At 40.8% G+C, this 19,622-nt stretch carries 20 protein-coding genes and 2 tRNA genes; 16 read left to right on the forward strand and 6 right to left on the reverse strand.

Annotation, left to right across the window (positions count from 1 at the left end; translation table 11 throughout):
- Positions 1-172: 172 nt before the first annotated feature.
- Complete coding sequence (locus WC310_00005) at positions 173-796, reverse strand: hypothetical protein (GenBank protein MFA5358196.1); 624 nt, start codon at positions 794-796, stop codon at positions 173-175.
- A gap of 151 nt (positions 797-947) precedes the next feature.
- A complete protein-coding gene (locus WC310_00010; protein MFA5358197.1) occupies positions 948-1,154 on the reverse strand; it encodes a DUF378 domain-containing protein in 207 nt (68 codons plus the stop codon).
- 150 nt (positions 1,155-1,304) lie between these two features.
- Between WC310_00010 and WC310_00015 the strand changes: the two genes are divergently transcribed.
- The 11 genes from WC310_00015 to WC310_00065 all read left to right on the forward strand — a co-directional run bounded on the left by WC310_00015 (position 1,305) and on the right by WC310_00065 (position 11,015).
- Positions 1,305-1,862 (forward strand): sigma-70 family RNA polymerase sigma factor, encoded by a 558-nt coding sequence (locus WC310_00015; protein MFA5358198.1) that lies wholly within the window; start codon positions 1,305-1,307, stop codon positions 1,860-1,862.
- Positions 1,863-1,932: 70 nt separating this feature from the next.
- A complete protein-coding gene (locus tag WC310_00020; protein ID MFA5358199.1) occupies positions 1,933-2,340 on the forward strand; it encodes a hypothetical protein in 408 nt (135 codons plus the stop codon).
- Between the two features lie 21 nt (positions 2,341-2,361).
- Positions 2,362-2,865: a hypothetical protein gene (locus WC310_00025; protein MFA5358200.1), complete on the forward strand. Its 504-nt coding sequence runs from the start codon at positions 2,362-2,364 to the stop codon at positions 2,863-2,865.
- 5 nt (positions 2,866-2,870) lie between these two features.
- Positions 2,871-4,730, forward strand: coding sequence for an efflux RND transporter periplasmic adaptor subunit (locus tag WC310_00030; GenBank protein MFA5358201.1), 1,860 nt, complete (start codon positions 2,871-2,873; stop codon positions 4,728-4,730).
- Between the two features lie 8 nt (positions 4,731-4,738).
- Positions 4,739-5,419: an ABC transporter ATP-binding protein gene (locus WC310_00035; GenBank protein MFA5358202.1), complete on the forward strand. Its 681-nt coding sequence runs from the start codon at positions 4,739-4,741 to the stop codon at positions 5,417-5,419.
- A 5-nt stretch (positions 5,420-5,424) separates the two neighbouring features.
- Positions 5,425-6,651, forward strand: a complete 1,227-nt coding sequence (locus WC310_00040; GenBank protein MFA5358203.1) for an ABC transporter permease — start codon at positions 5,425-5,427, stop codon at positions 6,649-6,651.
- Between the two features lie 19 nt (positions 6,652-6,670).
- On the forward strand, positions 6,671-6,877 hold the full coding sequence (locus WC310_00045) for a hypothetical protein (GenBank protein ID MFA5358204.1): 207 nt from the start codon (positions 6,671-6,673) through the stop codon (positions 6,875-6,877).
- A gap of 16 nt (positions 6,878-6,893) precedes the next feature.
- A complete protein-coding gene (locus tag WC310_00050; GenBank protein ID MFA5358205.1) occupies positions 6,894-7,358 on the forward strand; it encodes a hypothetical protein in 465 nt (154 codons plus the stop codon).
- A gap of 151 nt (positions 7,359-7,509) precedes the next feature.
- Entirely contained in the window at positions 7,510-8,544 is a 1,035-nt protein-coding gene (gene dut / locus WC310_00055) for a dUTP diphosphatase (GenBank protein ID MFA5358206.1), read from the forward strand.
- 216 nt (positions 8,545-8,760) lie between these two features.
- Positions 8,761-10,161, forward strand: coding sequence for a methionine--tRNA ligase (gene metG, locus WC310_00060; GenBank protein ID MFA5358207.1), 1,401 nt, complete (start codon positions 8,761-8,763; stop codon positions 10,159-10,161).
- A gap of 2 nt (positions 10,162-10,163) precedes the next feature.
- A complete protein-coding gene (locus WC310_00065; GenBank protein ID MFA5358208.1) occupies positions 10,164-11,015 on the forward strand; it encodes a hypothetical protein in 852 nt (283 codons plus the stop codon).
- 6 nt (positions 11,016-11,021) lie between these two features.
- On the opposite strand, the gene WC310_00070 is transcribed toward WC310_00065, so the two are convergent.
- The 4 genes from WC310_00070 to WC310_00085 all read right to left on the reverse strand — a co-directional run bounded on the left by WC310_00070 (position 11,022) and on the right by WC310_00085 (position 14,577).
- Positions 11,022-11,234: a hypothetical protein gene (locus tag WC310_00070; protein MFA5358209.1), complete on the reverse strand. Its 213-nt coding sequence runs from the start codon at positions 11,232-11,234 to the stop codon at positions 11,022-11,024.
- 3 nt (positions 11,235-11,237) lie between these two features.
- Positions 11,238-13,484, reverse strand: coding sequence for an SH3 domain-containing protein (locus WC310_00075; protein ID MFA5358210.1), 2,247 nt, complete (start codon positions 13,482-13,484; stop codon positions 11,238-11,240).
- Positions 13,485-13,675: 191 nt separating this feature from the next.
- Positions 13,676-14,371 carry a TylF/MycF/NovP-related O-methyltransferase gene (locus tag WC310_00080; GenBank protein MFA5358211.1) on the reverse strand — a complete coding sequence of 232 codons (696 nt, stop codon included), beginning with the start codon at positions 14,369-14,371 and terminating at the stop codon, positions 13,676-13,678.
- A gap of 131 nt (positions 14,372-14,502) precedes the next feature.
- A tRNA-Glu gene (locus tag WC310_00085) sits at positions 14,503-14,577 on the reverse strand.
- A gap of 127 nt (positions 14,578-14,704) precedes the next feature.
- Here WC310_00085 and WC310_00090 point away from each other — a divergent pair.
- The 5 genes from WC310_00090 to WC310_00110 all read left to right on the forward strand — a co-directional run bounded on the left by WC310_00090 (position 14,705) and on the right by WC310_00110 (position 19,069).
- Positions 14,705-15,076, forward strand: a complete 372-nt coding sequence (locus tag WC310_00090; GenBank protein ID MFA5358212.1) for a four helix bundle protein — start codon at positions 14,705-14,707, stop codon at positions 15,074-15,076.
- 473 nt (positions 15,077-15,549) lie between these two features.
- Complete coding sequence (locus WC310_00095; GenBank protein ID MFA5358213.1) at positions 15,550-16,140, forward strand: GNAT family protein; 591 nt, start codon at positions 15,550-15,552, stop codon at positions 16,138-16,140.
- 138 nt (positions 16,141-16,278) lie between these two features.
- On the forward strand, positions 16,279-16,707 hold the full coding sequence (locus WC310_00100; GenBank protein MFA5358214.1) for an Hsp20/alpha crystallin family protein: 429 nt from the start codon (positions 16,279-16,281) through the stop codon (positions 16,705-16,707).
- A 10-nt stretch (positions 16,708-16,717) separates the two neighbouring features.
- Entirely contained in the window at positions 16,718-18,664 is a 1,947-nt protein-coding gene (locus WC310_00105; protein ID MFA5358215.1) for a VanW family protein, read from the forward strand.
- A 319-nt stretch (positions 18,665-18,983) separates the two neighbouring features.
- Positions 18,984-19,069: transfer RNA gene (locus WC310_00110), tRNA-Leu, on the forward strand.
- The last annotated feature ends 553 nt before the right edge of the window (positions 19,070-19,622 follow it).

Below are 19,622 nucleotides of genomic sequence, written 5' to 3' on the forward strand. Positions count from 1 at the left end.
CTACCGGCAGGCAGGCGGTATAAGGGCGAAAGATGGTCAACAAAATAAAGGTGTTGCTTCTCTTTGTCCGAAAACTACGCTTTTAAACGCACTCACCCCGCACATGCGGGGTGGTTTATCTGGTTAAAATGAAAAACGCCCTTGTATCTCGGGGGCGTTTTTTGGTTGGATGTTATTTGTAGACGTTGACCGTGGCGTGCGGCGGTAGTTTGCGGGTGTCGACGTGCGACCATTGCAGCATTTCGGGATTGGCGGAGACCAAGCGATCCCAGCATTTGCCGCAGACCATTTTTGCCTGATCTCGGGATAGCATCTGTGTTTCATCGACGTAAAATACAGAGCGCTGTTCGTCCAGCTCATTGCCTTTTGCGCCGGTGCAGCGTTCGCCTTCATCACAGTGCTGGTGTTCCCAGGCGCACAAATGATGCATGTGTGTGATGATTTCGAGCGGAACGGTTACGAGCTCCACCGGTTCGGCGATGACCACGGGAGCGTCGGCTTTTGGTTCTTTGTCGAATTTGCCGCGCGGTCGCATTTCGATTTTGTCGTTCACTAGGCGCAGCTCAACCCAGTCAAAAGTCGCTTGAAATTCTTTTGGCAACTTTTCGACCTGAAGCAATGTTGGATGAACGAAAGCTTCGTTCAGATCATTAGGGGCAAGGCAGAGCTCTTTTCCCGATTGACCTTCCATATAGATTTGTTCGATCCGGCTATGAAAGACTCGACTGCCATCCGGACCAAAAACTTCTTTGGTTAGAGGGCGGACCGGGAAAAAACTTCCCATTACAACTGGCATAATATCTTCCTCCCGCGGTTGCTTGTTGGATGAAAAAAGCTAAGATTTGTCTCAACCTTAGTAAGGATACTGGTTTTTGTCAATATTACCGAGGATTATAAAAAGCACCCCATTTTTTGGGGCGCTTTTTAAGTTTTTAAAAAAGATCAGATTATTTTCTGACCAATTTTGGGGAAACGATTGCCAAATAAATGGCTGCTAGTCCGACGATGATGTAAACGATACGGGCGAGTACTGACATGGCGCCAAAGATAAGAGCGACCAGGTCTAGGTCGAACAGTCCGACTAATCCCCAGTTTAGACCGCCGATGATCGCCAAAATCAAGGCAATCCAGTCTAAAGTTTTTAATTTGTTCATATTTTTCAAGGTTTTTGTTTGTTTATTAAAACTCGACCTTGCTGGCATTATTATATCATTTTTATTACTTTAAAGTAACTGTATGAGCCAGGTGTTCGTCTTGGTGCTGGCACTTTTTTATTATTTATAGTAACGTACTATACTAGTCGTATGGATAATAGCAATGATAAAAATTTAGTAATTCAGTATTTAGGCGGTGCCGAAAAATCGCTTGACGTTTTGGTTAAAGAGTATATGGGACCGATTTATGGTTTTATTTATCAATATGTCGGGAATCATCATGATGCCGAGGATGTAGCCCAAGAAGTGTTTTTGCGTGTCTGGAAAAATATCAGAAAGTTTGACTTGGAAAAAAGTTTTAAAACTTGGATTTTTAGTATTGCCAAAAACGCGGCAATTGATTTTTTGCGCAAGAAAAAAAATATCAATTTTTCGGCTTTCGATGACGAAGATGGCGATAATTATCTGGAAAAAACCTTGGTTGATCCTGAGCCGTTAGCCGATGAAATTTTTGATAGAGCCGATCTCGCCGACGTGGTTAACAGATCTTTTGACGACTTATCTGCCAAGCAGCGCGTTGTTTTGTCGCTTTATTATCAGCAACAGTTTACCTTTGCCGAAATATCAGAAATGCTTGGCGAATCAGTTAACACGGTAAAAAGTCGGCACCATCGCGCTTTAGCTGTTTTGCGCAAGAAATTTTCTTAATTTGAACAAAAAATTTATACAATGCACCCAAAATACTATTGGGTTCGTATTAATATATAGACACAAAACTATGACACAAGACTATCAAAAATTGTTCCATTACTTGCGGTCGGTTAGCCCAAGAGAGGGCTTTGCCGATGAAGTGATTTTGCGACTGCATAGCAAAAGGAGGATTTTGGCGATTCGTCAGCGGATAGCTATTTTTGGCGTTGCTGTTAGTTTGTCTGCCGTGGCTTTAGTTTATGCTGCTAAGCTTTTTATTTCCGGTATCTACCAAACTGGATTTGCTCAATTTTTCTCGTTGGTTTTTTCCGACTTTGGGACGGTGGTTTTGTCTTGGCAGAGTTTTGCCATGACGCTGCTTGAGTCTTTACCAATATTACAACTGGTAGCACTTTTTGTTTCCGTGTTACTCTTTTTGGAGTTTATCCGGTTGTTGGCGCGTGATGTCAGATTTATTTCTCAATCAACAATTTAATTATTAATATTTAATAAAAATATGGATATCGGAAAAATTTTTCAATCAAAAAGTCTAAAAATAACTCTTTGGGTCATTGGCGGACTTGTTATCGCTTTGCTGATTTTTCAGGCAGGAATGTTTGTTGGTTTTCGTAAAGCCGAATTTTCTCGTCAGTGGGGAGAAAATTATCATCGTAACTTCGCTGGACCACGCGGAGGTTTTATGGAAGACGTGATAGGTCGTGATTTTATTGACTCGCATGGCGTGATCGGTCAGATAGCCAAAATTGACGGTTCAAACTTGATTATTAAAGGAAATGATAATGTGGAAAAAATAATTTTGGTAACCGACAAAACCGATATCAGGTTTTTGCGGGACGCGATTAAAGTTAGTGATTTAAAAATCGATGACAATATCGTGGTGATCGGTTCGCCCAACGATGCCGGGCAGATCGAGGCACGTTTAATTCGGGTAATGCCGCTTTTGCCTCAAGGCAACAGTGGTAAACCATTGCCACCACCACAAGAAATGTCAGTTAAATAAATAATATGCTGCAAAAAATTTACAAATGGATCTTTAGCCACAAAATCATCGTTGCGGTAGTTGTTATCATTATCGTTGTTGGCGGTTATTATTGGTATGGTTTGAGCGGTAAAAGCAGCCAAACTTCTTATGTTCTAACAACCGTTCAAAAAGGAACGATAGTAACGGCGGTTTCCGGCAGCGGACAAGTATCTGTTTCTAGTCAGGTTGATTTGAGTTTTAAGGCTTCTGATGATGTCGTGTCTGTCAATGTTTTAGAAGGACAAGAAGTAAAATCCGGAATGTTGCTGGCACAACTTAATTCTCAAGATGCGCAGAAAGCCGTGCGTGATGCACAAGACAGTTTACGGTCAGCTAAAATTAGTTTGGAAAAACTACAAAAACCGGCAACGGCATTATCTATCACTCAGGCTGAAAATGCTTTAGCCAGCGCCGAAAAGACTAAAGAAAATGCCAACAAAGATTTAGTCAAAGCCTACGAGGACGGGTTTAATACTGTAGCCAATGCTTTTATAGATTTTCCTACGGTTATTTCTGGTTTGGACGAGGTATTGTATGGTTTTGATTTTACGCCCAATCAAAATAATCTAAATTATTATGCCGATAGCGTTAAACAGTATAACGAAGGCGTATTCGTCTATCGTGACAATGCCGATGCTGCTTATAAAAAAGCTCGAGCGGCTTACGATAAAAACTTTGACGACTACAAGTTAGTCAATAGATATTCCGACTCTCTTACTATCGAAACCATAATTAATGAGACGTATGAAACAGCTAAAATTATTTCTGACGCGGTAAAAAACGCTAATAATTTAATTCAATATTACGAAGACAGGTTGACTGAAAGAAACCTGACTCCGAGCGCGACAGCCGATACTGATTTAACCACTCTCAATTCTTACATCGGAGAAATAAATTCTCATTTAACCAGCCTCCTTTCAACTAAGCAAACTATTCAAAGTGATAAAGATACTATTATTACTTCTGATCGTACGATAAAGGAAAAAACAGAGTCTCTGGCCAGTGTTAAAGCTGGAACTGATGAGCTCGATATTGAAGCACAACAAATCAGTATTAAACAAAAAGAAAACGCTCTACTCGACGCTCGTGAGCAGTATGCCAATTATGCTATTTATGCGCCATTTGATGGTTCTATTGCTGCTATTAATATTAAAAAGGGTGATACAGTGTCAGCCAGTACTGCCGCGATTACAATGATTAGCAAACAACAAATAGCCGAGATGTCTCTTAACGAAGTCGATGCCGCTAAAGTGAAGGTTGGTCAAAAAGCCACTATGACTTTTGACGCAGTGGAGGATCTGAGTATTACCGGACAGGTGGTCCAAGTAGATACTTTAGGTACTGTTTCTAGCGGTGTCGTAACTTATACGGTAAAAATAAACTTTGATACTCAGTCGGATAAGATTAAGCCGGGTATGACGGTTTCCGCTTCGATTATTGTTGATTCAAAACAGGATGTCTTGACGGTTCCCAGCAGCGCAATCAAAACTAACAATGATGTTTCTTATGTTGAAGTGCCAAATGAAGATATGAGCGGCAATGAAAGCGCTACAACTACCGGAGTAACCTTGGTAACCGCTCCTAGCAGACAGACGGTAGAAGTGGGGATTACGGATGATTCCACAACCGAAATTATTAGTGGTTTGAATGAGGGAGATATGATTGTTTTAAAAACGGTTGTTACGACCAGTTCTGACAAAAAAACCAGTTCTGGAACGAGTTTGTTTCAATTCGGCGGTCCGAGTAGCGGCGGGCGATCCTCTTCAAGTACTAGCACCAGCACCAAAAAAGCGACATCAACCACCGGTGGAGTTTCTAATGCCGGCGGTATGCCGCCAATGTAAACAGATTTATGATTGAATGTAAAAATATTACCAAGACTTATATTACTGATGCCGGTGAAGCGACTGTTCTAAAAGGGCTTTCATTTAGCATCAACGATGGTGAGTTTGTTGCCATTATTGGTCCTTCCGGATCTGGTAAATCAACGCTAATGAACATTATCGGTGCGTTAGACACCCCGACTAGTGGTGAATATATTTTAGATGGTAAAAACGTTGCCGAGCTGTCAGATGACGAGCTGGCAGATATCAGAAAAAATAAAATTGGTTTTGTTTTTCAATCTTTTAATTTACTTTCTAGGTCGACTGTTTTACGCAATGTAATGTTGCCGTTGGTATATGCCGATGTGCCAAAAATTGAACGTGAAAAAAGAGCTAAAGCTGCTTTGGAAGACGCGGGACTCGGTGAGTCTCATTTTTATCATTTATCCAATCAGCTTTCCGGCGGTCAAATGCAGCGTGTTGCTATTGCCAGAGCTTTAGTTAACAACCCCGCTCTCATTCTTGCTGATGAACCCACTGGTAATTTGGACACTAAAACCGGAGAAGTCGTTTTACAGACATTTAAAGAATTAAATAAAAAACAAAATCATACCGTGATTTTGATCACTCATGAAAAAGACGTAGCAGATCATGCGGATCGGATTATTACTATCCGTGACGGATTAATAGTCAGCGATCAAAGAAAATAATATTTATGAAAACAGTTGATATCTTTGAAGAAATATCTATCGCTCTACTGGCAAATAAAGCCCGGTCTAGTCTTACTATACTGGGTATTGTTATTGGTATCGGTTCGGTGATTGCTATGGTGGCTATGGGTCAAGGTGCTCAAGGATCTATAAAATCAAACATCGAATCACTTGGTTCTAATTTGATCCAGATTATGCCCGGTCAACAAAGTGGTCCTGGATATCAAGTGAGTCAAGGTCAGGGTTCGGCTAAAACCTTAACTATGGGGGATGTAGATGCTATTAGAAACGAGGTCGGTTCAGTTAAAGCTGTCGCCCCGGCGACATCCAGTCGTTATCAAATAACGGCAAAAGGGACTAATACCAATACTTCTGTAATTGGCACAACGATTGACTATGCTGCAATCAAAAATATAGAAATTGATGATGGTTCTTTTATTACGGAACAAAACGTAAAAAGCATTTCAAAAGTAGCTGTTTTAGGACCAACTACCAGAGACGATCTTTTTGGTGAAAATGCGGAAAATGTGGTGGGTCAGGAAATTCGTATTAACAAGATTATTTTTAAAGTAGTCGGTGTAGCTAAAGAAAAAGGCGGTAGTGGTATGAATAATCAAGACGATGTTATCTATATTCCCTTATCCACCGCGCAGCAATTTTTTATTGGCGGTGATTATGTCAATTCTATTAATGTTCAGGCGGAAAGCGAAGAGGTCATGATCACGGTTCAAGAAGACATTACAAATTTATTGCTTTCGCGGCACGGCATAACCGATTCCACTTTGGCAGATTTTCGTATTATGAACCAGACTGATATTTTGGAAAGCGCTTCTTCAATCACCGAAACATTAACCATGTTGCTGGCGGCTATTGCCGGTATTTCCTTGGTGGTTGGCGGCATCGGTATTATGAATATGATGCTTACCACGGTGACGGAAAGAACTCGCGAAATCGGTTTGCGTAAAGCCATTGGTGCTAAAAGGAAGGATATTAATATTCAATTTTTAACCGAAGCGATAATGCTGACTTTCATCGGCGGTGTTATCGGCGTGATTATAGGCTGGTTGGCGGCTTTGGTAGCAAACAAATTCGGCGGTATCGCTACGGAAATATCGTTGATATCCGTAGTTTTGGCTTTCGGCGTTTCCGCTATTATTGGTATAGTTTTTGGTTATTATCCGGCACGGCGGGCGTCAAAACTAAATCCGATTGAAGCCTTACGTTACGAATAAAATATTTTTTTGAAAAAATATGAATAGACAAAAAATAAATTACGTTTTAGACGCGACTATGTTTTTGGTCTTTGTCGTTAATTTGCTTTCGCTTCTTTTGCACGACAAAGAGTTGCATGGTTTAACCGGCTATTTGTTTGCGATTTTGCTTTTGGCGCATCTTTTTTTACATCGGAAATGGTTGGCAACAATGACAAAAAATTTATTTTCCACGGAACAAAAATAATAAATAACAAAAAACTATGAAAAAAAATCTAGTGATTTTTATTGTGATCGTCGTTATCGTTGCTGCCGGATCTTTTTATCTGGGTATGAGTTATGGCAAAAAGGGCAACGGAAAAAATTTTGCTGGTCCGGTCGGAGAGTTTAGTCGCAACGGTATTCAGGGGACTGGTCTAGAAAAACAGAACGGTCAGGGTAGTGGTTTTGTCGATGGTGAAATAATCGCCAAAGATGATAAAAGTATAACAGTAAAATTAAAAAATGGTGGTTCGAAAATAGTTCTTTTTTCCGAAACTACAACCGTGGGAAAAACTACTGACGGTACTGTCGCTGATTTAGAAGTGGGGAAAACAGTTATGGTTAGCGGCACAACCGGTAGTGACGGCAGCGTGGCGGCAAAATCGATACAGATTCGTCCAGATGCAGAATCACAACCAACGGCACAGCCAATAAACGATCTTCCGGCAGAGCAGCCAAAACAGTAATTATTAGTCAAAAAGGTATTACGTTTATGAGTACGTGGTACCTTTTTGTTTATCCTAATCATTGGCTTGATTATTATTTATTACTATGTTAAATTTAACTATTCAAGATTATTGACAATAAACAACCTAATATTTGAAGGGGGGGATAAAAATGAAAACAATTCAGGTAAAAAAACTTTTTCCTGACGCTATTATCCCGGCTCGCGCCACCAACGGTGCGGTTGGTTTTGACGTTTATGCCTATGGTGTTTTGGATATTGAAACCAAGGAGTACGGTGGCGAATTGCCTTATGTATTAGATCCCGGGCAGAAGATTTTGATCGGTGTTGGCGTGGCCTTCGCTTCGCCTTGGCCGGTTGAATGTCAGGTGCGACCGCGTAGCGGACTTGCTAATAAGTATGGTATTGAACTGGGTAACTCCCCGGGAACTGTTGATCCGGATTTTCGCGGCAACGTCGGAGTGCTGCTGCGCAACCGCAGCGATGCGCCATTTGTCGTGACCAAAGGCATGCGTATCGCTCAGCTGATTTTTTCCGAGGTACAAATTCCAGTCTTTGAAGAAGTCAGTGATCTACCGCCGACTAGACGAGGAGCCGGAGGGTTTGGCTCTACCGGTTTATCGGATATTTCGGAAGGGACCGAAGCGTATCGTCTGGCGGTCATCGAACGCGATGTTTTCTATATGAAAATGGCGATCGCTGCTTCTGATCGTTCTACCTGTGTTCGTGGTTGCATTAAAGATGCCGAAGGAAGATATTTGCTTGATAAACGAGGTCGACCAATCGGTCAAACTCGAAAATTTGGTTGCGTTATTGTCAAAGAAGACAACGTGGTTTCTTTCGGCTTTAATGCTCAAGCACCGGGTATGCCAGCTTGTCTTGAAGTCGGTTGTTTGCGTGAAGCTGAAGGCATTCCTTCAGGCATGCGGATTGAACGTTGTCGGGCGGTGCACGCAGAAGAAATGGCATTTCTCAAAATGCTGGTTAGCGGCGTGGCCTCATCGACGTTGGGAGCCACTGCGTATGTTACTGCCGAGCCTTGCGAAGTTTGCGCTAAGACTCTCGCTGGCTCGGGCATCGATACTCTGGTAGTGATGGAGGGTGTTTATCCTAACAACGGAATTCAAATCGTAAAAAATGCCGGTATTAATCTTCGTTTTGTTCCCAAAGCAATGTTAGTCTGTTAGTCTGAAATAAACAACAAACGAAGCCGCTGATACTAGTGATCGGCGGTTTTTTTAATTATTCACTGCATGACCGGACATTTCAAAACGGGGCGTGAAGGTAATGTGGGGGAGGATGTCATTGTTTAATTTTATTATTAATTTAAATATAAAATTGTTTGACGGTTGAGTGTTTTCTTGCTAATCTTTATTTTATGGCAATGAGTATAATTGCGTTTTATGAAAAATAAGATTTTTATTACTACTGCTATCGATTACGCCAATGATGTTATCCACGTCGGTCATGCCTATCAAAAGGTTTTAGCTGACGCTTTGGCTAGATTTTTTCGTCTCACAGGCAGAGAAGTTTTTTTTCTTACCGGTACTGATGAACACGGAGCTAATATTGAAAAGAAAGCTAAAGAAAACAACAAGAAAGTCCAGGAATATGTTGACTCGGTTTCCGGTCAAGACAAAGAGCAAATCGCGGCGCTTGGCGTTGTCCCCGACCGTTTTATCCGCACTACAGATGCCGATCATAAAGAAGTGGTAAAAGATTTTTGGAATAAAATTTACGCCAAAGGGGAAATCTATTCCAAATCTTTTGAGGGTATGTATTGTATGAGCTGCGAGGCTTTCAAAAACGGCGATGAAATAGTTGACGGTTGTTGTGACGTCCACAAAAATCTTAAACTCGTCGAGCATAAGGAAAATAATTATTTTTTCCAATGGTCGAAATATCAAAGTTTTTTGACCGAATGGTTTAAAAAAAATCCGCAGTTTGTTTTGCCGGAAGGTAAATATAAAGAAATGAAAAGTTTTCTTGCTGCCGGAGTTGAAGATATTTCCATTTCCCGACAAAACGTTTCCTGGGGGATTCCGGTGCCAAACGATCCGGCACAGGTAATTTATGTTTGGTTTGACGCGCTAATCAGTTATTATACCGCTGGGACTAAAACAGGTTTCTGGGACGATGATGTTACGATTATTCATGTTTTGGGCAAAGATAACCTTCGTTGGCACGCGTTGCTTTGGCCAGCGATGCTGCAAGCGGCCGACCTAAAACTGCCGGATATAGTTTATGCGCATAGCTTTATCAATATTAATGGTCAAAAAGTAAGTAAGACTTTGGGTAATATTATTAGACCGACTGAGTTAGTCGATGAATTTGGTACTGATGCGGTTCGTTATTTTTTTCTTAAGCGCGGACCGCTTGATGATGATGTCGATATTTCATTGGATAAAATTAAAGAAGTCTATAATGCCGATTTGGCCAACGGTCTTGGTAATTTAGTGCAGCGAGTATCAAAAATTTGCCAGTCGATAGATTATGCCAACAAAAATACAGCAGGGTTAACCCTTTCACCGGAGGTTGCTACTAAAATTGAAAATTTTAAAATTAATGAAGTGATCGAAGATATTCAGGCGCGGATAGGAGCGGAAAATCGTTTTATTGAAAATGAAAAATTATGGCAAAAAACAGGCGAAGCTCTAGAAAAAGATCTTGATCGTTGTATCACGAATATTCGTCAAATTGTCTATGATTTGAGTCCGGTAATACCAACCATTGCTGTTGAAATAGAAAAAAGGCTGTCCGGGCAGGTAGTTTGCGGCGAGCCGCTGTTTGCCAGGATAAAATAATCTTGTTTGTTAAAATTTATCATAAAATTCCCGATATTATCGAGGAATTTTTATTTTTTATATATGTTTTTAGTATATCAAAAAACCGTCGATTCGGCGATTTTAAAATTATATTAAAAAGAAAGTGTATTACGCCGGAGTTTAAACGTGATATAATCAAGGCGTGTTTAATTAACCAAATTAAGATCATCAGCATGTATTCAAAAATAAAAGAACTTATCAAAAAAATTGATGTTTTGAACGAGGCTTTAAAAGAGGAATACTCGCAGCTCGCCACAAAATACGGTTTTTCTTTCACTCAGAGAAAAATTGTGTTTTTGGAAAAGTTTAAAGCCAGAAATAAAAAATTTCGCATCCCTACTTGGAAGTATGCCGTTCCCAAAAGTATTTGTCACGTTCTCTCTATGCCGTTTATTTACATGATGATTGTTCCGCTAGTGATACTGGACATATTTATTACTATCTATCATTTAGTGGCTTTTCCTTTATACGGCATACCAAAAGTTGAGAGAAAAAGTTATATAGTTTATGATAGAAGGTTTCTCGACTATCTCAACGTTATTCAAAAAATTAATTGTTTGTATTGTAGCTACGCCAATGGATTTTTAGCTTACGCAGCGGAAATAGCCGGTCGCACAGAAAGATATTGGTGTCCAATCAAAGCCGCCCATCAACCGACTGCTTATCACGGTTGGTATAAAGATTTTGCCGACTATGGCAATCCGGAGGAATGGAAACAAAAATTCAATGATCAAGAGGCTTTTAATAAAGAAAAAGATTGCCGTTTTTTAAAAAAGGGTGTTTTATTATCTTCAAATAAAAAATCTCCGTCAGAAGTCACGGAGATTTTTTAGATAAAATTATTTTTTCTTTTTACCTAACGCCTTTTTGGCAATACTGGCACCTGCCAAAAAAACAGCTGCGCCGGCGATAGCCCCGGCTATTTTTTTCTTGGTTTGAGGATCAATACCATCGTATTTATCTTTTAGGTCTTCAAAATGGTCGACTAGATCGTCCAATAAAACGTGGAGCTTTTTGACAGTTGGGTTTTTGCTATTTGATATTTTTTTCATATTTTATTGTTTTATCGTATAAGCCGAGGAAATCCAGCCAATCGTACCGGTAGCTGTTTTTATCTTGTACCAACCATTGTTTTGTTCAAGCACTGTAAATACTTCGTCCTTATTAACACTGCCCAAAATATTACCCTTGGTGCTGTTTGTCTGCCGAACTCGCAGTGTAGGAGTGCCGGTAACCTTTACCCTTAAAATAACAGTTGTAGCATCGGGATAAGCGGCAAGAGTAGTGGTAGGAGTCACCACGATATCTGACCAGCTATATCCGGCAGCGTTAAATTCAGCTTCGGTTTTTACCCACTGTTTAACGCCGTTTTTGACCACATAAACTTTATTATCGCCGTCAGCGCGCAAAAGAATAGCGCAAACTGATGCCGACGGTAATGGCGTGTTGGTTGCTGCGTCAGTATAAGCAGCTAAAGATACGTTAGTGGAAACAATAACATCAGACCAATGATATCCGGCAGCGTTAAATTCAGCTTCGGTTTGTATCCAGCGTTTGGTGCCATTTTGGACAACATATACCTTACTATCACCATCTGCTCGTAAAAGTTTCACGCAGGTAGAAGAAACTGTCGCCGGGGTCGTAGTAGTGGTGGTTGTTGTAGTAGTGCCGGTAACAGTCACTGTCAGAGTAGAACATTTGCTGCTATATACATCTGACGGACAGATCATGATATTGGAAGCTCCGGATATACCACCAGTTACCACTAGCCCTGTACCGTTTTTTTCCAGATAAACAGAGGCAACGTCACGGTTGCTATTGGAATAAATCGTAGTATGATCGTCACCGCCAGTAATAGAAACTATGCCTTTGGCGCCAGGGGCTAGAGAAAGACTATTTGGACTGAGAACGATTGTCGTCAAAGCAGAGGTAACAGTCACGTACATGCTGGCGCAAGTAGTGCCGCTGGCAGACGAACAAATAGTAACAGTGGACGTTCCAATAGCGTTGCCATAAAGACTGACGATATTACTAGAACCGCTAATAGTGGCTGTGACTATACCGGGGTTGGAAACTCCGGAAACCGAGTAGCTACCGCCACCACCGGTAATAGTAACGTAAGAAGTTTCGTCTTTAGCCAGAGAAACAATATTTTGATTAAAGGTAACGGTATTAGCAGAATAAGTAGCCGAAGTGTTGAGGGTGACATTGAGGTTACCGCAGCTATCATTAACTGTTGTCGAACAAACCTTCACCACGGTCGATCCGGCGTTGGTACCGCCGACAACAGTAACAATATTGTCAGAAACAGTAGCTCGAGCAACGCTGGAATCAGAATTTGAGGAAACATAGTAACTGCTGCTAGTTCCGCCGGAAACAACCGAACTTTGTGACTGACCGGTAACCAGTACTAGATTGTTTGGCGAAAAAGACAGGGTTGTCGCTGAGTTGTCTAAAACGGTGACGGTAATATTGGAACAATTAGTACTGGCTTCTTTGGAACAAACAGTAAGAGTAACCGAGCTGGCAGAGTTGCCAAAAAGCACCAATACCGGCAAACGCTCACCAACCGCTCTGGCGTCTAGAGCTGTAGGATTGGAGTTGTAAGTAACAGTCATACCGCTATTACCACCGCCGAAAATAGAAACATTGTTTGTTTGTCTGACATTAATAACCGGATTGTCGGGACTAAAAGTAATCTGGGTTTGTCCGGCAGTCGCTCCAACCTCGACAGCAACAGAACTACAACCGACATTGGTGCCGCAAACAGTGACCGTGCCTGAGCAAGAAGCAAGGCCAATAATAGTCAGCTGGCTGCCGCTGATGGATGTAGAGATATTGCTGCTTTGACTGTTGGTCGCCAAGATCAAAGAAGTAGAACCGTTGATAGTAATGCTTTGACCAGCTGCCAGCTGTACGCTGTTTCTGTTTAAAGTCAGAGAACTGTCATAGTCTGGCCACAAGGTCATGGACGACTGTACACCCAAAATCGTGGCAAAAACCGGTGAGCCCTGAGGAATGGCATAGCCGCCGCTAGAAATAGAAGTAGAAAAGTTACCAGCCGTATCAGTTTTACCAAGACTAATAGTGGTTAACGCCGGTGCTCCTGGCGGTAAAAACGACAGCTGTACGGTGCTTTCGGTAGCTCCTTTAACAGTTACCTGCACCGCATCGCCAGAGGCATGTGTTAGTGTCAAAACAGTAGGTACGGTAGCTGCCTCTGCCGCAGGATTTAATAAAAATAATGAAACTAAGAAAATAACCGGCATTAAAAAATAAGCGAATTTTTGTTTTGTTGTCATAGGTTTTATATATTTATATTGTTAAACGTCGATTTTTACAGGTGGATTAAGATATGCTTTAGTCTTTAAACTAAAGATAGCCAGGGGAGGGGGGGGTAACGAAGATTTTTTATCCTTATAATTATACCACTTTTTGTTAAAAATGGCACCAAAATGCAGAATCAGTACCTGAGAGAGATGCGTTGTTTATATTATCTTTTTATTATCATCGCTTGGGTCAGCGATAGTTCGATTATTCCTTCCGGCTTGTTGTTTATAAATTCGTCAAAAGCTCGACGTACGCCTTCGGCTTGGGCGTAATCATGGGTTAAAATAACTCCTCCGCTTACCATTTTGCCATAAAAGAATTCCAAAGCCGCCCTGGTGCTAGTATAAATGTCTACATCCAGATGGACAAAAGCAAACTTTTTATCTTCTATCGGACTCGAAGTTTCCGGAAATATCCCTTGATATATTTTTACGTTAGGATATCTCTGTAGCCGTTTCTCAACCTCTACTTTGCTGGCTATGAACATGTTTCGATGAAATCGACTGTCGTTGGTTCCGACTTTTGGCAAGCCGGAAAAAGTGTCAAAAAGATATAAGTTTTTGCCGCCTTTAACTTCGCAAATAATTTTGGCTGAGGTGCCATTATAGACGCCGACTTCGGCGAAATCACCTTCTAATTTAACACAAGCTTTAGCAATAGAATAAATATGGAATATTTCACTGGGTTTAAATAAAAAATGACCTTCCCTTCTTAAATCCTTAATCATTTTTAAAACCCGCTTGTCTTTATATGGTTTCATTAATAATAACTCGACAAAACTAAAAAACCGATTACCCAGACGACCGACCCAGGTTTCAAATAAACGACGATGGAGAAAGTCACTTACTGGTTTTTTCATAATTATTCAAAGTATACCAAAAAATCGCCTAAAATTATAGGTGATTCTTTGGTCTATTTAATTCTCGAAACCTGAGAGCACTCGGGTCTAGAACCACGAGATACCCATGGGGTCTCGATACTTTTTTTCTTTGGTGACCCCACGGGGAATCGAACCCCGATTGCCAGGATGAAAACCTGGTGTCCTAACCGTTAGACGATAGGGCCAGAAATTAGTATATAGGTCTTAGTATGTAGGTCTTGGGGGGTACTTTAAAAATATTTAATGATTATTTTAGAATTTTTTTAATATGGCTTGAGTATAATATGATTATTATTAATAATCCATATATTTATGAAACAACATGTTAGGTCTTTTACTGGTTTAATATCTTGGCAGGAGGCCCGTAGGCTGACACTGAGCGTTTATCAAGCGACCAGTTTATTTCCAAAAAATGAGATATATGGTTTGACTAGTCAAATGCGTCGTGCGGCAGTGTCGGTCTGTTCTAATATAGCCGAGGGTTTTTCTCGAAAATCACGGGCGGAAAAAATACAATTTTACACCATAGCCAAGAGTTCTTTAACAGAATTGCAAAATCAGCTTATTATTTCTCTTGATGTTCATTATTTAGACAAAGAAGTTTTTCAAAGAATTTCCCTAGTATCCGTTGGCTGTTGTAAGCTGTTGTCAGGTTTGATTCGCACTGCTGAAAATAAGCAGTAACGGCCACCTAAATACCAGATACTAAGACCTATATACTAAACTGTGCCTTATAATAATACCAAATTGTCGCCTTGTCAACAATGATAATTGCGTCTATACTATTACCATATGTCATATAAAAAGAAAGCTATAGCGGCGAGGAAACACCAGAAAAAAAGAGGTAAAACCATTGGTTCCTTGCGCAAGCGCTAAAATGATTGCCCCGGCTATTTCGCCGGGTCTTTTGTTGTCTTGACAAAAAGCTGTTTTATGATAACGTAAGAGTATAAGCTATAAAAGGATATGAACAACCTATTTCTTAAAAATTATCAGATTGAAAAATATGTCGACGCTTCTACCGGCGATCGCTACTTTTTTGGTCTGGGATTTTTGAGAAAAAATATGTAAACAAACTTTGATTATCAATATTTTTTCCTAAGCACCCCGGACCAAAACCGGGGTGTTTAATTTTTCCAACTAAAGGAGACAGGAAAATGGAAAAAGACAGAGTAGTGTTTTTGAAAGGTTTGCGTGGGACTGTTTTGCGGCCGATGAACAAAGAAACAGATTTAGATTTCTTTTATCGGGGGATTAACAATCCGGAAGCTAATCATTATTTGCAACGTTATTTACCACAGACCAAGGCAGATGAGGAAAAATGGTTTGACGCTATGGTTGGTCGTACCGATAGGCTAATACTGGCGGTCGAAACTCCGGATGGTGAGCTGCTTGGTAGTGTTGGTCTGCATGAAATTGACTGGCGCAACCAAGTCGGGACCATGGGCATTGCTCTCTTTGCCAAAGACCAGTGGCACAAGGGCTACGGTAAAGATGCCGTCATGGCTTTGCTGGAATACGCCTTTATGCGGTTGAATCTGCGAAAGGTGCGTTCCAAGGTTTATTCGATAAACCAGCGAAGTTTGGCGCTGCACCGTTCCTGCGGCGGAGTGCAGGAAGGCACTGCTCGTCAGGAAATATTTATCGATGGTCAGTTTCACGACGTGCTATACTTTGGTATTTTCCGGTCAGAATGGGAAGTGTTTTTTGCTTCTTACAAGGAAGGGTCGGTAGTCAAAAAATCTTAGTCATTCAAAACGTGGGGTTCGGACCATATCCGACCCCTTTTTATTGCGAAAAATCAGGATTTTGAGTACAATTAGAATAGCTCATAGTCAGTAGCCTGTAGCTCATAGCAATTTATTTATTTCTTAATTTTTAACTTTATGGATCTCAAAGAATTTTTTATTACTCCTCAGGATTTTACCGAAAACGATTTACAACAACTTGAAGAACACACTAAGACAGATTGGTCGTCGCCGGATGTCGAAGGACAGCTAGCTGTTGATGTTTTTCAAGATCAAAACAATATTGTAGTTAAAACTGCTATTGCCGGAGTGAAACCGGAAGATATTCAGATATCTATCAATGGCGATGTTTTAACTATTAGAGGCAAAAGATCGGCGCACGAAGGAGTAAAGGACGAAGATTATTATTATCGAGAGTGTTATTGGGGGGCTTTTTCTCGGTCGGTAGTTTTGCCTATAGAAGTACAACAAGACAAGATTGAAGCGGTTTTGAAAAACGGCGTGATGACCGTAACATTGCCTAAAGCAAAACCGGAAAAGACGGTAAAAATTAGATTTGAGGAATAAAACAGGCGATATGAAAAAAGGGATTATACCAAAAGTTTTACCAAAGCCGGAAATTCATATTTCCACCCGGACCAAGATTGCCATTGGTTGTTTTTTGGCTGTAGTAATTCTGATTATTGGCGGAGGTTTTGCTTATAGCCAGGTTTATGCGGAGAAATTTTATCCCGGAGTGGTTTTGGCCGGAGTTGACGTTGGTGGTCAGACTTACGACGAAGCTAAGAGTGTTTTTGAATCCAAGGTTGATGGTATAAATATTTCTGGTTTTAACTTTATTTCCGGCGAGCGAAAGGTGAATATTTTGCCACGAGTAGTTTCTTCTTCAGATCTGGACATTTCTTATGACCTGGTATCTTTTGATATAGAAAAATCTTTAGACAATGCTTGGGAAATCGGTCGACATGGCGGTTTTATTTATAGTTGGCGACAAAGATTAGGAGTTCTTTTGGGCGGTGAAAAGCTGAACTTTCAATACAAGATAAAAGAGGGTAATCTAGTTGAAGCTTTGAAACAAAATTTTTATGATCTGGAAAAACCCGGACAAAACGCTCGACTAATTTTAACCAAAGGCGACAATGGTTATGACGCAACAGTGGAGCAAGAAAAACCGGGTATGTCTTTTGATTATCAGCAAGTATTGGCAAAACTAGATAATAATTTAAAAAATTTGGATACCAGCGATATCAGTTTTGGTCTTGGTGAGGACGTGCCGGAAATATTGTCTTTTCAGGTCAAAGATTTGGCTGACGTTGCTGTAAGTGTTTTGGACAAAGCGCCATTAACCTTGAAATTTGAAAAAGACCATTGGGATATTAATAAAGAAGCTGTTGCCGGGTTGCTTGATTTTGTAGTTTTGGACGGACAGCCGGCGCTAGGATTTGGTCAAGAATTATTTGTTCAATATTTAAACCAAAAAATCGGACCAAACATCAATCAAGAAGTTCAAAATGCTAAGTTCAAAATTACCGACGGCAGAGTAGCGGAATTTGTCGGGGGACAGCAAGGAAGAGCTATTGACGTTGACATGCTTTTAGCGGAGATAAATACTAAGTTCGTAAATGGCGAAACAAAAGGGTTGGAAGTACCCGTCAAGACCGTTGAGCCAGATGTGGCGACAGCAGATGTTAATGATCTTGGAATCAAGGAGATTATCGGTGTTGGTAAATCAGATTTTTCCGGCAGTCCAAGCAATCGTCGGCATAATATTGCCACTGGGTCGAGCGCTCTAAACGGCGTGTTGATCAAACCGGGTGAAAATTTTTCGCTTATTACTGCTCTTGGTCCGGTGGAAAAAGAGACTGGATATCTGCCGGAATTAGTAATCAAAGGAAATAAAACCGTTCCCGAATACGGCGGCGGGCTGTGTCAGATCGGGACGACCGTTTTTCGCGCGGCGTTAGATTCGGGTTTGCCGATACTGGAACGCGCGGCGCATTCTTACCGCGTGTCTTACTATGAGCCAGCCGGCATGGATGCCACTATTTATATTCCTCATCCCGATGTTGTTTTTACCAATGACACCGGTAACCATATTTTGATTCAAGCAAAGGTGATTGGTAATAATTTACGTTTTGAGTTTTGGGGAACAAAAGACGGACGCAAAACTCATTTCATTGGTCAGCAGGAAAGTGATTATCTTTATGACGTGACGCCAAAGATTTGGGGTTTTGTCCGACCGGCGGCAACCAAACTGATTGAAAGTGTTGATATTGCCGTAGGTACAAAAAAATGCACTGAAAAAGCGCATGTCGGGGCAACGGCGGAATTTACTTATCAGGTAACTTATTCCAGCGGCGAAAAAAAAGAAAAAGTATTTAACAGTGTTTATAGACCATGGCAGGAAGTTTGTTTGGTTGGCGTGGAAAAATTGACCGAGCCGGAAGTACCGGCAGAAGGAGCACCTGCTGCAGACGGGACAACCGAGGTCAACACGGTGGACAATAATACCACTAGCAGCTAGCGGCTAGTTGCTAGCTGCTAGCAAATAAAAAAATCCCCGAATACCTGCAGTCAAGAAATTTTTTTAGCGTAATGATCCAGCCGGAGCCGGAACACCCGCTAGAAAAATTCCATGCTTGTCGTGACCGCAGGTATTAGGGGATACTACCCACAAAATAAAACATAAGTTCTGTTCCGTGAGTAATAGAGTAGCTTAACATATCCCAATATCTTTGTCAATAGTTGTGTTTAAAAGTGGTGATAAGATATTGTTTTTTTGTTTAAAATTAGGTTTTTATTGACAAATAAGCTTTTAACGATTAGAATATGAAATAACTTGTGGGCGGGTGGTGAAATTGGTAGACACGCTAGCCTTAGGAGCTGGTGCCCAAAAGGCATGGAGGTTCGAGTCCTCTCCCGCCCACCAATTTGATTTTAACTTAAAGTGAAAATACACCGTTTCGTAGGTGTATTTTTTGTTTATATTTAGCATAAAAACAGTTGATTGAGGAAAAAAATGTTGACATAAAATATAACCTGTGCTATTATAAACAATCATGTTGTGTTCATGGATTATTTAAAAATATGAACATGGATGTAACCAACAAACCGCCATCACCAAATAGGAGGATTGTCTCGATGGGATTGTAGGTTTAAGCGCCTTGGGCACAGGCGCTATAACTAAGTATCTGTGCCTCCTTTGGTGGCGCTACTGTCGATTAATAGGGCGGTGGCGCATCATCGTAGATTCAGACTCTCATAGTCGGAGAGTCTGAAAAACCAATACGGGGAGAAAAAATGATTGGTCGCTATGTTATGTGAGCGCCAGGTTGATTCGGCGCTATAACAGCCTGAAAAGAAGTAAGGCGTCCTGAAGCATTGTTTGTCAGCTTTAGGATAAATAGACAGCCCGACGTGCAGTTGCGTCGTAAAAAAATAATTGCCGGAGTAAGTTCTTTTGCCCAATTTTTATCTCTTTA

This window comes from Patescibacteria group bacterium, from assembly GCA_041653535.1.
Taxonomy (GTDB): domain Bacteria; phylum Patescibacteriota; class Patescibacteriia; order JACRDY01; family JACRDY01; genus JBAZFH01.